14 protein-coding genes are annotated in these 14,651 nt (G+C 59.6%); 4 read left to right on the top strand and 10 right to left on the bottom strand.

Annotated features, from left to right (window positions below):
* The first annotated feature begins 198 nt into the window (after positions 1 to 198).
* Positions 199 to 1,593 (top strand): hypothetical protein, encoded by a 1,395-nt coding sequence (locus tag SB753_RS29355; RefSeq protein WP_410803260.1) that lies wholly within the window; start codon positions 199 to 201, stop codon positions 1,591 to 1,593.
* Between the two features lie 390 nt (positions 1,594 to 1,983).
* Here the strand turns inward: SB753_RS29355 and SB753_RS29350 are convergent, their stop codons facing one another.
* Positions 1,984 to 2,553: a CGNR zinc finger domain-containing protein gene (locus SB753_RS29350; protein WP_410803259.1), complete on the bottom strand. Its 570-nt coding sequence runs from the start codon at positions 2,551 to 2,553 to the stop codon at positions 1,984 to 1,986.
* 9 nt (positions 2,554 to 2,562) lie between these two features.
* On the opposite strand from SB753_RS29350, the gene SB753_RS29345 reads away from it, so the two are divergent.
* Both SB753_RS29345 and SB753_RS29340 read left to right on the top strand, forming a co-directional pair.
* Positions 2,563 to 3,813, top strand: a complete 1,251-nt coding sequence (locus tag SB753_RS29345; RefSeq protein WP_410803257.1) for an MFS transporter — start codon at positions 2,563 to 2,565, stop codon at positions 3,811 to 3,813.
* Between the two features lie 398 nt (positions 3,814 to 4,211).
* Positions 4,212 to 4,904 carry an alpha/beta family hydrolase gene (locus SB753_RS29340; protein WP_410803255.1) on the top strand — a complete coding sequence of 231 codons (693 nt, stop codon included), beginning with the start codon at positions 4,212 to 4,214 and terminating at the stop codon, positions 4,902 to 4,904.
* Between the two features lie 655 nt (positions 4,905 to 5,559).
* Here the strand turns inward: SB753_RS29340 and SB753_RS29335 are convergent.
* The 9 genes from SB753_RS29335 to SB753_RS29295 form a co-directional block, all read right to left on the bottom strand.
* Complete coding sequence (locus SB753_RS29335; RefSeq protein ID WP_410803253.1) at positions 5,560 to 6,954, bottom strand: dihydrolipoyl dehydrogenase family protein; 1,395 nt, start codon at positions 6,952 to 6,954, stop codon at positions 5,560 to 5,562.
* Between the two features lie 137 nt (positions 6,955 to 7,091).
* Entirely contained in the window at positions 7,092 to 7,415 is a 324-nt protein-coding gene (locus SB753_RS29330) for a DUF3331 domain-containing protein (RefSeq protein ID WP_410803451.1), read from the bottom strand.
* A gap of 194 nt (positions 7,416 to 7,609) precedes the next feature.
* Positions 7,610 to 8,617 (bottom strand): zinc-binding alcohol dehydrogenase family protein, encoded by a 1,008-nt coding sequence (locus SB753_RS29325; RefSeq protein ID WP_410803251.1) that lies wholly within the window; start codon positions 8,615 to 8,617, stop codon positions 7,610 to 7,612.
* 66 nt (positions 8,618 to 8,683) lie between these two features.
* Entirely contained in the window at positions 8,684 to 9,538 is an 855-nt protein-coding gene (locus SB753_RS29320) for an alpha/beta fold hydrolase (protein ID WP_410803249.1), read from the bottom strand.
* A gap of 43 nt (positions 9,539 to 9,581) precedes the next feature.
* A complete protein-coding gene (locus SB753_RS29315) occupies positions 9,582 to 10,301 on the bottom strand; it encodes a hypothetical protein (protein WP_410803247.1) in 720 nt (239 codons plus the stop codon).
* Positions 10,298 to 11,344 (bottom strand): alcohol dehydrogenase, encoded by a 1,047-nt coding sequence (locus SB753_RS29310; protein WP_410803245.1) that lies wholly within the window; start codon positions 11,342 to 11,344, stop codon positions 10,298 to 10,300. Before SB753_RS29310 ends, SB753_RS29315 begins: the two co-directional genes overlap by 4 nt.
* 10 nt (positions 11,345 to 11,354) lie before the next feature.
* Positions 11,355 to 12,113: a hypothetical protein gene (locus tag SB753_RS29305; RefSeq protein ID WP_410803243.1), complete on the bottom strand. Its 759-nt coding sequence runs from the start codon at positions 12,111 to 12,113 to the stop codon at positions 11,355 to 11,357.
* Positions 12,114 to 12,197: 84 nt separating this feature from the next.
* Positions 12,198 to 13,049, bottom strand: a complete 852-nt coding sequence (locus SB753_RS29300) for an alpha/beta fold hydrolase (protein ID WP_410803241.1) — start codon at positions 13,047 to 13,049, stop codon at positions 12,198 to 12,200.
* Between the two features lie 30 nt (positions 13,050 to 13,079).
* Positions 13,080 to 13,553 carry an SDR family NAD(P)-dependent oxidoreductase gene (locus SB753_RS29295; protein ID WP_410803239.1) on the bottom strand — a complete coding sequence of 158 codons (474 nt, stop codon included), beginning with the start codon at positions 13,551 to 13,553 and terminating at the stop codon, positions 13,080 to 13,082.
* Positions 13,554 to 13,673: 120 nt separating this feature from the next.
* Between SB753_RS29295 and SB753_RS29290 the strand changes: the two genes are divergently transcribed.
* On the top strand, positions 13,674 to 14,594 hold the full coding sequence (locus SB753_RS29290; RefSeq protein ID WP_410803237.1) for a GlxA family transcriptional regulator: 921 nt from the start codon (positions 13,674 to 13,676) through the stop codon (positions 14,592 to 14,594).
* Positions 14,595 to 14,651 lie beyond the last annotated feature (57 nt).

The following is a 14,651-nucleotide window of genomic DNA, read 5'->3' as shown; positions in this document are numbered from 1 at the left end:
GCGACTCCTGGAAATCCTCACCTTTACCGGCTGGGCGCCTGAAAACGACGTGCGCATGGCGCATCTGGTATGGTCGCGAAGGAGAGAATTCAGGCCACAGCGTAGAATGGTCAACGTCGCTACCGGCGTGTCGAATGAAACACGGCCTCGCCTATAATTGAACCCTCCGATTTTCAACGTCGCACGGAACGCTAGTTTATGAGTCAAGCCCGCGGGCGATATGCGGGAGCTCGTCAGAGCGGCAAACCCCACTACGGAAAAAAATCCGCGCCCGACCGGCGGGGACAACCGTATGCGAAGACGCCGCCTCGAGACTCCACCGACACGGCCTCCATTTTCAAGACGCGATCGTTTCAGTTTCTCGTCAACGCGGTAGGCGCAGAGAATATCGCCATCGCGCTGGAATCGAACATGACGCGCGTGGGGGAACTGATGAAAGGCGAAAGGTTCACGCCCGAGACCGCCTTTCACATGGAAACCACGCTCGGGTTACCGCACGGTTTTTTCGATCAGCCCAATCCCGCGCTCGCGGAGGAGACCATCGCTCGCCTGAAGTCGCCGCTCGACTTCGTTCAGATCGACGAGGGATTCGACGCAGGGTACGACGCACTCGCGCCGGCCTCTGCCGGGACCGTCGACCCGCAACCAGTTCCAGAAGATAGTTTGTCCGAGGACGCGCAAATGCCCAAGAAAGTAGCTGATGGCTCGCCGAGTGCCGTCAAGAACAGTCGAAAGAAAATGCCTGAACAGCCTGTAGTTCGGGCACCGCGTAAGAATTCGCGTTCGAATGACACGACAGCGTCCACGACACCGCAACAGCAACCGCTGGCATTGAGCGACAGCGCCGAGGTCGAAAACATTCGACGCGCCAATCTCCGCCTTCTCACCAGTCGCAATGGATCGAAAGTAAGACTTGGCGTGGTCATGGAGATGAGTGGATTCAACATCGCTGATCGGCTAAATGGCAAAAAGCGCATGGACAGTGTCGAAGCAAGCCGTTTCACGGAGCGACTCGGACTGCCAGTTGGCTGGCTGGACAGCCCGCGCAGCGAAGCCGAGATTCCAGAGTCCGTATCGGGCATGCTTACACCCGCGCCGCGTGGTCGCGCCTCCGTTCAGCAACACGAGCCACCTACCCCAGCGGCGATCGACGACGTAAAAGCTGACCACGCCGGTGGTAAGGCCGGCATCAGGCGTGAGCGTGCGACCGCCTTGCACGAGTCGGACAGCCCCTCGCCTGTTTCGTCGGACCTCGCGGAAGACAACGCGTCGATCGTCGTCAGCCCGCGAGCGAACGTCGATGATTCCCCCGACGACGTTGGTGAACGATCAGTCGGAGAAAATGATCAGGCGGTTCCGGCAAGCGCAACTGCCCCCGCTGTGTCGATGCCCGATTCGTTGCCCGTCTCCGCGAGTCCGCAGCAAAACCCGGCTCCACTCGCCGTTGCTACGGTGGCGACCAGCCTGGACAATCTTCACGGCATTGAGCCGATCGCGGAAGCATTGCTCAAGACACTGGCGGGTAAAGCCCGCACGGGAAGACTGGACGAAATCAAGGCGTTGGAACTATTGCAGCAAGCGATCCTCTTGTGACGCACTGTTAGTGCACAAGCGTCTGCGCGGCGACGGCACCTGATCTATGGCAACGCCGCCTGCCCGGGTGCCCTGACTGTCACTTCGGTTTTGTTGTTGCGTACGTCAGCGGTTTTTACGTCGGGCGGAGCTATCCTTGCGCGCCCCTATCCTCCCCAGCGGCGCCGCTATGCCCGCTGGCCGAAGCTGACGTTCAGGCATCGTGGTTTTGCTGGGCCGCTTCAGATCTTTTTCCTGTTGTTCGGATCTGCGCGACCGCGAATGTCTCGTCCCGTGTCACCGAGCGCACCATCTCGACCCTCGAGGGACAGTCAGCTTTCCACGAAGCGGACATTCAAACAGAATGAGATCTAGCCGCGGAGTGACACCCGTCGCTCGGAAAGCATCACGTCAGGCAACGCCGTCCTTCCTTGCTTCACGAGCGCGATATGCTGAGACTTTCGCAATGGTGCCGCACGCCCGTCCGTCTGGACCGCCTTTTGTCATACCGCACCAGCGTTTGCTGCCATTGCGCGTGTGATCGTAGAATGCCCATCGGCAATCAGGACATGTCTTCAGGCGAGCCCATTCTCCCGACGCAATGGCATTTGCCGCTACAGCGACGAGATAACCAACAAAGCTCGCTTCCGACGCTTCGATATTCAACTTCATACCGCCACCTACCCATCGGGCTTTCAAGCGGAGCGCAGCGGTGTTGAACCATTCGTTCAGTGCCTCGCTACTGGAAGGCTCTCCTTCGCAGGCGCTGCGCAGATCATCACGTAGCCGTTGCAGCCTTGCCAGAGAGTCGGCTCGCGATAGGGACTGGTGCGGAAACTCCTTGTGCCACATGTTGGGCGCGCGTGCCAATTCGGGCAGTACGTCTGTTTCTTCACGCGTGTCGTTTGGAATCGACCACGTGTTGATGAACCGGCGCAAGACTTCAAGATCTCCCGGCGCAGTCTGATTGTGGTCCGGCATCGCGTCTCCGTGTTGCAAAAGCGCAGAGTTTGCGTAACCATTAAAATACTACAGTGGTTACAAGGATGCAAGATGCTCGCCAATATCCATTCGATCGGTCCGACTTTTTCACGCGACATTAGGGCATTGTTGCGGATGCAAGGTGTGATGAACGCCTCGCACTTCATGACCGTTCCGCTTCTTGCGTTGCACATGTCAATGACGCTGCACTTCAATTCCGTGGCGCTTGCGACCGTAATGTCGGCGAATCTGCTTTCCGCACAGACGTTGCCGCTGATTGCCGGCGCGATCGCTGACCGCTTCGGCTCCCGGCGAATGTTGGCCTTGGGGCTTTGGTTGAGAGGACTGGGATTTCTCGGATTCAGCGTCACGAACGACGTGACCGCCTGGGTATCCTTCGCTTTCGCGGCTGGGTCGGGCGTTGCATGCTACGAGGCCGGCCTGTACGGAATTTTCGGCCGCCAGCCGAAGGCGTCACATCCTGCCCTGTTCGCAGCGAACAACCAGATGCTGAACATGGGCACGGCGGTCGGCCCCATGGTCGGCGGACTGGCGGCCCTGATCGATGCCCGTTTCGCCTTCGCTGCAAGTGCACTTTTATTTGGCGTGCTGGGTGCGACTATGTCCCGATCAACAGTCGGATCATCCGAGACAGCGGATCGCCGTGCCGTTCTGGTCAATTTGCGCGCCGCTGTGACTAATCGCGATCTATGGCGCTTGATCGTGGTTTCTTTTCCATGGTTCTTTCTGTTCCCGCAGGTTTATGTCGCGTTTCCGTTGCATGCCGAGCGCCTCGCGGGTCCGTACGCCGCATCAGCCGTCTATGTTGTGAATGGCGTGATCGGACTGGCATTCATGCTGGCTGCGAAGCGCTGGCTTGTCCGGATAAACCCAGCGATCTCAACCATGTATGCCTATATGGCTGCTGCGGTCGCCTTCGCCAGCGTGGCTGCGTTCAATAACCTCGCATGGTTTCTGCTTTTCATCGCCGCATATACAGTCATCGAGACAGTCATGCTTCCGGCACTGGAAACGATGACCGGCTCGCTAGCGGTTGATGGAAGTCAGGCCACGTGCTTCGGCGTGCTGAGTGCTACAGGGGCATTGAGTGGCGCAGCGGGTTACTACGCCGGAAGCTGGCTGATTCTGAACGCTACGTCGCTCGAAACGTGGGCGACGTTTGGAAGTGTCGCTGCGTTGGGCTTCGCGGGAGCCGCGCTGATTCTTCCGAAAACTCTTCGTCGGACTTCGATGCTCTAAGGTAGAGGCGCTGCGCTACATGTCAACGATCTTGCTGTCTCAGTCGAATGTCCCAAATTGGCCGGACATGCTATTCCAGAGAGCCAGATAAATGAACTGCCCTTCGAGAACTGCTTTTGACACTGATTGCAGTGTCGCAACAGCTCGCCGACAATGATGTAGGCGTGCTATTACGCAGATGTCTCAAAGCGCGGATCAGGTTGCGGCCCACAGATCGGCCTTGCGGCCGTCGACCGGCACATCGCGACTGCAGCGCCGTTCACGATGGGCGCGCGCTTCATCGATCGGCCGGCAAACTCCACCTGCGCAATGCCTTGCCGGAGGCCGCCACAAACGCGCCCCGCTGCCCCATCGATGCAAAACCGGCGCAAATGCCACAACGACACGACCTGAATACGATGGACAACCCAGAATCGATTTCCCTGGCACTGCCCGACGGCACTAAGGTCTCTGCGCTGCTCCGAGTGCCGGAGGACGCGCGAGCCCTGTATGTCTTCGCGCACGGTGCCGGGGCGGGCATGCAGCACGCCGGCATGTCGTCATTGGCCGACGCGCTTGCGGCGGCCAATGTCGCCACATTGCGCTACCAGTTTCCGTACATGGAGCGCGGCTCCAAGCGGGTAGACTCGCCGGCCGTGGCGCATGCTACCGTGCAGGCAGCTGTCGCAGAGGCCCGCCGGCGGCTGCCAGCCCTGCCGCTCTTCGCGGGCGGCAGGTCGTTCGGCGGCCGCATGACGTCCCAGGCCCACGCCATCTCCCGGCTCGACGGCGTGCGTGGCCTCGCTTTCGTCGCGTTCCCGCTGCACCCGGCGGGCGCGCCCGGCGTGGAGCGGGCACGGCACCTGGCGGACGTCACGGTGCCGATTCTCTTCCTGCAGGGCACGCGCGACAAGCTGGCCGAGCTTCACCTGCTGAGGTGGGTCGTCGAGACGCTGGGGCCACGCGCCACGCTGCATGTGGTGGACGACGCAGATCATTCGTTCCACGTGCGTGCGTCCTCCGGCCGGACCGACGCGGAGGTCGTGCTCGAGCTGGCACGGACGATGTCGGCGTGGTTCTTCGCCGAAGGAGAGCTCGCGCCCGTTACCTGAGCAAGCGCATGAATGCTTGTAGCAGAGTCGGGACGGCGAGCCGGCGAATTCGCCGTGCCCACTCGCCCGCTCAATCGCTTCGCTATCCGCAGTTGGTCTAGCCGATCACTGCCCGACGCGTTCGCCCGAAACCGACCCGAAGCGGTCCTACGCCGCATCTTGGTACCAACGGCTCGTTTCAGGTGGGACTCGGTCATTCGTTCTTGGTGACTTTACCGGGAGAAAGTCGGTAGAAATGGCAGAAAGATCGGACTACGGTAAGCTCGGGAATTGCTGGACACCGGTTAACGAGGGCGGGAAAATGGTGTAGTCACGTGTGTCCTTTCCAGTGCGACGCAGAGGACCGAAGGATGTACCGTGTTGGCGGAAGTTACTTCTTGCAGACATCAAGCCTCCGGCCACATCGAAGCTCCCGTTTCTGGGCCAACCGGGCTCTACTCGGCGGCTCGGAAATCGATAGACGGGAAAGAGCCGGAATGGGCGCGCCCGGCCTAAGCTTCAGGCGAGCGACGCGAATTGGCCGAGATGGCCGTGTGAAAAGGGTGGTCCGGCTGAACACATCAAGCATTGCTTCACCGCTCGTGCTTCGCTACATATTGTTGCCAATGCGGTAGGCGACCACGCACCCAACGGCACATAAGGCAACCAGTGAAACTCACGCCTTACCTGCGCGTTCTGGCACCATAGCAAGCAACAGATTCAGTCCTTCTGCCACTGTCGGATGCGCAAGCGGTGCGTCGCGCAGCACGGTATAGGGCAGTTTGCCGAGCATCGCGATCTGCACCGCGGAAACGATCTCGCCCGCTTCGCTTCCCAGCATCGCAAAGCCGAGAATGTCATCCGAATCCGCTGCGACCAGCACTTTCATGAGGCCCCGCGTGTCGGAGTTGGTTCGTGCACGCGGCACGGCCTTCATCGGCAGCGTCGCGGTTCGCACCGCAATGCCTTTCTCCGCCGTTTCCGTTTCGTTGAGGCCAATCCGGCTCAATTCGGGCTCGATAAACATCGCATATGGAATCTGGCGGCCACGCGTCGTCTTGCTGCCGCCTTTCAGTTGCGAACTCAGCACGCGATAGTCGTCGAACGAAGCATGGGTAAACATCGGCGTGCCCGCCACCTCACCAATGGCGAAGACATTGGCCGCCGAGGTCTGCAGTGTTTCGTCGACGATGATAAAGCCACGCGCGTTGGTTTCGACACCGGCCACATCGAGCCCGATATCGCTCGTATTCGGCACGCGGCCGGTCGCCACGAGAATGTGCGAGCCACGCACACTTCCACCACCCGAGATCTCGACCGATACGTCCTCGCCCGAGCGCCCTGTTACGGCGACGATTTCCACGTCCGTTCGAACGTCGACACCGTCTTCCTTCAGCACGTCCGCAATGGCGCGGCTGACGTCGATGTCTTCGCGCAGCGCCACTCGCGACTCGCGTTGCAACAGCGTGACTTTGGCGCCTAGCGCGCGAAACGCTTGCGCCATTTCGAGCCCGATATAGCCGCCGCCGATCACGATCAGGTGCGACGGAATCGCATCAAGTTGAATGGCTTCGACGTGAGTCAGGGGGTTGGCTTCGCGCAAACCCGGCACGGGCGGAACGGCCGCATGCGTCCCGGTATTGATGTACACGCGCTCGCCTTCGATCACTCGCACGCCGCCGTCGTTGACCATCACTTCGATGCGTCGCGGCGCCACAAAGCGGCCGTTGCCTAGCAGCAAGTCGAATCCCGCCCCCTTGAAGCTCGCCAGGTTGACGTCGACCAGACCATCGACCACGCCTTTGACCCGGGCATGAACATTTTTCATGTTCACGCGCGGCTCGCCAGCCTCGATGCCGAACGATCCGGCATGACGCACCGTCTGCGCGACGCGCGCGCTACGCACGAGCGCCTTCGTCGGAATACAGGCCACGTTGATACACGAGCCGCCGATCATTCCGCGTTCGATCACCGCCACGCGCTTGCCGGCCTTCGCCAACTCGGTCGCCAGCGACTTTCCGCCCTTTCCGCCGCCCAGAAAAACATACTCGAACTGCTCCGTGTTTTGCATGGTGTGCTCCCAAGAGTGTTATTCACGTGCCGAATTTTTTTCCGGCTGCCTGACGTTTCGGAGCCGTTCAGGGCCGTACCTCGAGCATCACGATGCGGCTTCGACGCTACTTCCACTTCGCAATACATCGCCGTTTATTAGCCACCGCACTCCGCTTCCGATGCCACCTCTGAGGCAAGGATCATCCGGTTCCAGTTCGCCGGTACACACGTCGTGCTGCGTCGAGGACGGAACACTTCATCGCCTTCCATAATCGGAAGACCCGAAAGAGCGCAGTACCCGTCATTGCGCGCTAATCCCAGACGCCAGACCTGCTCGGCGTAGTGCCCACTCTGAGAATCACTCCAGCAAACACTGACCGTATGGGCCGACAGTACTTCATGCACAAAGATCCGGGCGGGTTGCGGAAGCCAATTGGCCCGGTGCGCCCGTCGCACACTTGGGACTCTCTCCCGGCGCATCTTTTTCTTGTAGGTCGTTTCCATCTCGTCCCTGCAGAGCGTCGTAGCCGGGGTCAACAAGCGTAGTAGCGCACGCTCGATAATATCGTCCTCACCGGACGGCGAATGGGTGAGTGCTATCGTCGAAGTTTGCATCTGGCGTGGTGAAATCAGTGTCCAAAAATTATGGCCGGCAAAGACGTCGGCATGGTCGCCTAGAATCCCTCCAGAACGATTTTCCCTACCGCTTTCTGGCTTTCGAGCAAAGCGTGCGCCTTTCGCAAATTCTCTGCGGTAATGGCGCCGCCGTGCTCACCCATCGTGGTTCTTAGCTCTCCCTGATCGATCAGATTGCTGACGCGGTCGAGCAATTCGTGCTGCCTGATCATGTCGACCGTCCTGAACATCGAGCGGGTGAACATGAACTCCCAGTGCAACGAGATCGACTTGCGCTTGAGAGGCATTGCGTCCAGTGTGGCCGGATCGTCTATCAGCGCCAGTTGCCCCTCTGGCTTCAGCAACTCGATGATTTGCGCGTAGTAATTGTCCGTATGCGTCAGACTGATGACATGATCGACCTGATTAATGCCGACGGCAGCCAGTTGCGCCCGAAGCGGCTTGCCATGATCGACGACGTGATGCGCGCCGAGTTCGCGTACCCACGTCTGCGTGGCCAGCCTCGACCCTGTGCCAATCACGGTCAGTGCAGTGAGCTTGCTGGCCAGTTGCACGAGCACCGATCCCACGCCTCCACCCGCCCCAATTACGAGCAAGCTCTGCCCGTTGCCGCCGCCTTCCGGAACCCTCAGGCGATCGAATAGCAACTCCCAGGCGGTAATTGCAGTCAACGGCAACGCCGCCGCCTGCACAGCGGAAACGGAAGCAGGCCGTCGAGCGGCGATTCGTTCATCGACCAGGCTGTATTCGGCGTAACTGCCCGGTCTCGTGATGTCGCCCGCATACCAGATCTGATCACCTGCTTCGAATAGTTTGACTTCGGCGCCTACGGCCTCGATCGTACCGACGGCATCCCATCCCAGGATGCGAGGACTGGCAGGCTGCACCCCAGCGCGCAGTTTCGTATCAACGGGATTCACCGAAATGGCCTCGATCCTTACTAGCAGGTCGCGCGGACCGGGCACAGGCTTGGGCACTTCCAATTCGAAAAGAGCCCGGGGATCGTCGATGGGTAGACCTGCCTGGTCGTAAACGATAGCTTTCATGCGTAACTCCTGAAGGGAACCAAGATGTTGTCTGGAACGGCATTTACGATGCAGAACTTCGACTGACTACCGTTCCAGAAGGAACTCGCGCACATGCGCGACGTATGTCCGCGCATACTGAAACAGAGCGCCGTGACCGGAGTTCGGGTAGATAATCAGCGTTGCGTTTCGCAGACCCTCCGCCAATACCAGACTGTTCCGGGTTGGAATCATGGCGTCGTTATCACCGTTTGTGACCAGCACCGGATGCGCAATCCGGCCGAGTTTTTCCCGCACGTCCCCCTTCCAGTTGGCCCAGGCGATCATCGCCTGCAACTGCGCGGAAGCGACGTCGGCGGTGGCCGGCAGATCGCGCTCTGCGCTGCGGGTCTCCAGCCGATCGACAAACGCGGCAGCGGCGGCCTGACCGTCCGACGTTGCGGGAAAGAACAGACGCTTCAGCTTCTCGTTCATCGCCATCCCGCCGTCCGTATAGATTGCGATGAGTTCTGGCCGGTCCATACCTGCACCGCTGCCTCCCTCCGGGGCGCTGCCGGAAATGATCAGACGCTCGACAACAGCGGGTCGCGCAATCGCGATCTCCTGTGCCAGGAAGCCGCCTAGCGAAAAGCCCAAGATATGAGTCTTCGGAAGGCTGATAGTATCGATGAAGCGCATCACGTGGTCGGCCATGTGTGCGATGGTAGTGGGGACTTCTCCACTCGAGCGCCCTACGCCCGCGTTCTCGAAGAGGATGACTTCCCGGTCTTCTGCGAGCGCATCAACAATCGCTGGATCCCAGTTGTCCAACGTACCGGTAAAGTGCTGCAGGCAGAGAAGCGGTAATCCGCCGTTGGTGTTTCCGAATCGCCGATAGGCATAGCGGACCCCGGCTGCGTCGACATAGAGCGTCTGTGTATTCGACGAAGTGATAGCGTTCATGGCATGTTCCTCACGGGGCGCGTCAAGCGCCCCGACGGCAGCATTAAGTCAGGGTGATCCCGCTCAGATCGATCGAAACGACCAGCGGCTCTGCAACGGAATTTCCGTCCGGCAGCCGGGGATAGATCCGTCGCTTGGTCGGAATCCGGATTCCGGACACGGTGGTGTAATCGCTGACGTAGTGCGCGCCTGGCGTCTTGCCTGCGATCTCCACGTCGTAATCGAGACGGCGAACGAGATTGTCTGGTCCGACGTAAATCGCTTGTGCCTTGCTGAACACCTCGAGCGAAGCGGGATACCGGACAAGAATCTTCCGCCACGTCTCACCCTGTTCTACCCATTCACCGGCCTCTTCGCATTCGACGCCGTCCCAGGCGAGCAGGAACGGTGTGTTCAGATACGTCCACATCGCACATCCCGCGAAGAACGCCAATTGCAGCGGGTCCCATGGCGTCTCAAGCGTGTGACCGTCGAAAGAGTCGCGTGCTCCTTCGAGTGACTGTTTTACGTCCCCAGCCTGATCAAGCAGGGAAATCCGCTCAGCGGTGAACTCGCTCTTTGCGGCCAGTGTCCCAAAGGGCGCGTGAGAAGCCCATTGACGATCGGTCGCGACCGTCACCGTCGTGCGATCCAGAACGCCAGACTGCCCTTTCAGCGCCCAAAGCGCTCCGCCCTGAACCAGATCGGCGCGAACTTGCGTGAACTTTCGCCACTGCGTCAGGCCGCCGTGTGCGTCGATGATGGACTGTGCAATTGCCTTCATAAGTTGACTCCCGGCTTGTTTTGATCCATCACCAGCACAGCGCGGAAGCGCACGTCAGCGCGCATCATGCGGTCATAGGCAGCCTGCGCCTGCTCGAGAGGGAAGGTTTCAATCATTGGGCGGATGTTCTGCAGCTTGGCAAACGCCAAGGTCTGCTCGTTGTCCGCAACGGTGCCCGTCAATGCGCCCACGACTGAACGTCCGCCGAAGATCAGATCAACGGCGTTCAGCGCCACAGCGTCGTGCGGCACTGCGACGACGATAAGCTTGCCCCGTGGCGCGAGACCTGGAACGAGCTCAGACATACCTTTGCCGGTTGGCGCAGTACCCAGCGCGACCTTCGCGCCGCCCAGCGTTCGCAGCGCATCGGTCACGCTTCCGGCGCTGGCATCGATGTAGCGATGGGCGCCAAGTTGCAACGCCAGTCCCGCCTTGTCGGCGCCACGGGCGATGGCGACCGTATGGAAGCCCATCCTGCTCGCGAATTGCACTGCGAGATGCCCGAGACCGCCGAGGCCATGAATGGCGACCACGTCGCCCGCTCGGGCGCCCGAGTTGCGCAATGCGTTGAACGTCGTCAGTCCTGCGCAGAGCAGCGGCGCTGCCTCGGCTGCGTCCAGTTCCTCCGGTACCCGAACCAGACCACGTGCTTCAGCCAGCATGATTTCGGCGTAGCCGCCGTCGGTGTTCATTCCCGTGATGACGGGGTTCTGGCAGTTCACGATGTCGCCTTCCCGGCAGGAAGGACAGCTGCGGTCTTCTCCAGCGAGAAAGCCGACGCCAACGCGCTGACCGATCTGCCAGCCCTTGACACCTTCGCCCAACGCATCAATGCGTCCCACTACCTCGTGCCCGGGCACAAGACGTTGCACGTCGTCATCAATGTCACGCTCGACCGTGGCGCTGTCGCTATGGCACACGCCACAGGCTTCGACACGGATGCGAACCTGCCCGTGCCCCGGATCCGGAACTGCGCGTTCGACGATCTCCAGTAGACCGCGCGCTTTGACCACTACTGCTCGATAAGTTGCTGGCTTAGCCATAGTTCACATCTCACTCGAAACGAAAATCAGACAGATCGACGCCCACGATCAGGGGTTCGGGCAATGCGACGTTCTCCGGCGTGCGCGGATAGATCCTGAAACGGGTCGGCATCTGAATACCCTGCACTTGCACGTAGTCGCTAAGGTAGCGGGCAGCTGAGTTACGACCCTGAATGTCGACTTCATAGTCATGCCGGCGAAGCAGCCCGTCGACGTCGAAATAGAAGGTTTGGACTGCACTGTGCGTTGCCACATCAGAAGGAAATTCCACGCGCAGACGCCGCAACGGCAATCCATCGACGGTCCACGGCTCGATCTCCTGCGCGCGAATCCCTGGATGCCCTAACAGGAATGGCGACGTCAGATACGTCCACATCGTGTAGCCGGCGAAGTACGCCAGTTGCGCGTTTGACCAGGGCGTTTCCATCTCATAGCCGTCAAACGATCCACGGGGCGCGTCCAGATCTTCGACGAGACTGCCGTCCTGCTCCCGGATTTCGACGCGCGATGGCGTGTATATGGAATGAGCTGTCGTGGGGACAAACGGACCATGTGAAACGCGCTGCTCGTGCAGTTGCACTGTCACGCGGGAGTTGGTCAGAACGCCTTCTCGCTGCTTGAGTGTCCAAAGGCCACCCGTGTGATGCAATTGCGCCGATACAGTCCGGAAACCCCGAAAGCGCTCCAACCCGCCGGCAGCCTCAATAGCAAAATTTAACAATCCGTTCATTAGGTATCCTGATTGTTTATAACTTACAACTTTAAACACATATTGATGTGGTTTCAGCTTACGTGTGCTTCCGGATGAAACCCGATCACGGAAAAAAATAGCGCCGAAGGGACAGGCGTTGCACTAATCTTGCGCATTGACAAACGCAGCAATGTGCCGTGCAGACGAGACGGGATATTGGAGATGAGGGCCGTGGCCAGAGCGAGGAAAGGTCACTAGCTGGAGCGTCGGGCAATCGCCGTTGAGCGCGTACCAGTTCTCCACCGGAAAAGCGATGTCGTGGTCTGCGCCGAGATGAAGCACGGGAATCGATGTCGCCTTCAAGGCGCCAAGCACAGCATCGGCAGGAAACGCGGGATTCCCGGGACCGCCGCCGAGTTGTTGCGCCGCCCACTGCCAGGGCACGACGGGACTGACATCCTCTTTTCGATCCGCCAACCGCTTTGCCGATTGCACGGCCGCCAACCGGCTTTCTGGCGATTCCGGCTCGAAGAACAGTGTGACAAAATCCTCGAAGTCGTTTTCGCGCCTGGCCAACGTATAGAACAACTCCTCACCCGGCTTTACAAGCACGCCAGGAGGCGCGGTGGCGATGAGCACTGCATGGCTGACCAGTTGAGGCGCTCGCGCCAGTACGATCTGGGCAGCCATCCCACCGACAGACCACCCTCCTATGATGACCCGTTGAAGTTCCAAAGCCGTGATCAGGTCAATGGCATCCTTGGCCAGCGAAGCCGGTCCGTAGGTCTTTTCACCCGTAGACTGCCCCAAGCCGCTGTAATCGAAGATCGTTACGTCGAAGCCTTGATCGACTAGCGCGTCAAGGAAAAGCGGATCCCATGCATCCATCGTTCCGCGAAACCGCACGCAGAGCACAAGCGGTAGCCCCCGGCCAAACCTGCGGTAGGCAAGGCGCCGCCCTTCGACCTCGACAAACTGGGTCTTGGCGGCATTGCACGAATAAGTGGTATCCATTAGATGCATATTTCCGTTAGAACTGGCCGGTTATTCAAAATCGCGGTTCTGAAATAAACTCGAGAAATCGTCGACTCTTCCGTGCGCGGTAATAACCACTCCCGTGCGATACATGCTGAAGCCGACTCCCATCGAAGAAAACTTTTTTACCGCCGCATCAGTAGCCACGAGATCCGGATCCAGGAGACCAACCAGTGCGTTCGCCTGCCGGGTTGATAGCGATGCGTGATCGTTCTCATCGGCTATGTCGACCACGAGCACGATGCTGGCATCCTGTCGGATCTGTGCCTTGACTGCAGCGACGTCCAGCGAGGATCGGTGGTTCATTAAGGCGACCTCCACGGCCTGCCGCGTACGTGTCGTCAGCTCTTTCGCCAGCGCGTTCAAGCGCGGTCGATGATCGGCGATAAGCACGAGGTCATAGCCGTTTCTGGCAAGGTGCTCGGCATACGCCGCGCCAATAATCGACAGCGCCCCAGATACAACAGCGGTTCCTTGAGCCATTGGCATAGCGTTATATTCTTCCGTCTGTGCGAAATCAGGTGCTTATGATCCATGCTACGCACGTTATTTTCCAACGACATTTATAATCAGGTTTTCGGACATTGCGCCTGGCGGAAGGGAATGCATCGGATAGGGTACTTCTTGACGGACGGATTTCAGGTAATGGCCATCGGCACGCAATCCGTCTTCGAAATCGCAAACATCGTTGCGCGGGAGCCGGTCTATCGCGTAACGAACTACTCGATAGCAGGCGGCGAAACGCGCTCGTCTCTAGGTGTATCCGTCATCACACAGCCGGTTGATGCGGATACAACCGAAGACTCGTGGATGATCAGCGGCGTGGCAGACCCAACGAACCGGGTCACGGCTGACGCAGAGCTGGAATTTATCAATAGCGCCTACCAGCGCTCGCGTCGCACTGCGGGCCTGTGTACGGGCGCTTTCGTGCTCGGCGAGGCTGGCCTTCTTGATGGAAGGCGCGCAACCACGCATTGGGCCTTCGCAAATGCCTTGCAGGCGCGCTGCCCGACTGCCCAGATCGAAGCCGACCGGATCTTTATTGTCGACGGTGCGATATGGACGTCCGCGGGGTTGACAGCGGCGATGGATCTGGCGCTCGGGATGGTCGAAAAGGATTTTGGAGCCGACTTTGCGACATCGGTAGCTCGAGCGCTTGTCATGCACCATCGCCGATCGGGTGGGCAGTCGCAGCATTCGGAAATGCTGGCACTTGCACCAAAATCGGACAGAATCCAAATGGCGCTCGAATACGCACGCCTGAACTTGTCCAAACCACTGCGCGTCGACGATCTCGCCAAAGCCGCGCATCTCAGTACGCGGCAGTTTGGACGCATTTTCCTCGCCGAAACCGGCGAGTCTCCCGCAAAGGCGATCGAGCGGCTCCGTCTCGAAGCAGCAAGAAACATGGTCGAGCGCGGCCGTCATTCGCTTGAAACAATCGCTCGGGAAACCGGCTTTCGTGACAGAAGTCATCTTCGCGAAGTCTTCACGCGGTCTTTTGGCTCACCGGACAGACCGTGATGCTCGTCGTCGATCCGCATGCCGGCACGGTAGTGCGTATCGAAAGCCAGACGGGTG

The organism is Paraburkholderia sp. SIMBA_053 (assembly GCF_046534895.1).
Lineage (GTDB): Bacteria > Pseudomonadota > Gammaproteobacteria > Burkholderiales > Burkholderiaceae > Paraburkholderia > Paraburkholderia caledonica.
The sequence above is the reverse complement of the archived record's forward strand: the minus strand, read 5'-3'. Positions and strand labels throughout refer to the sequence as shown.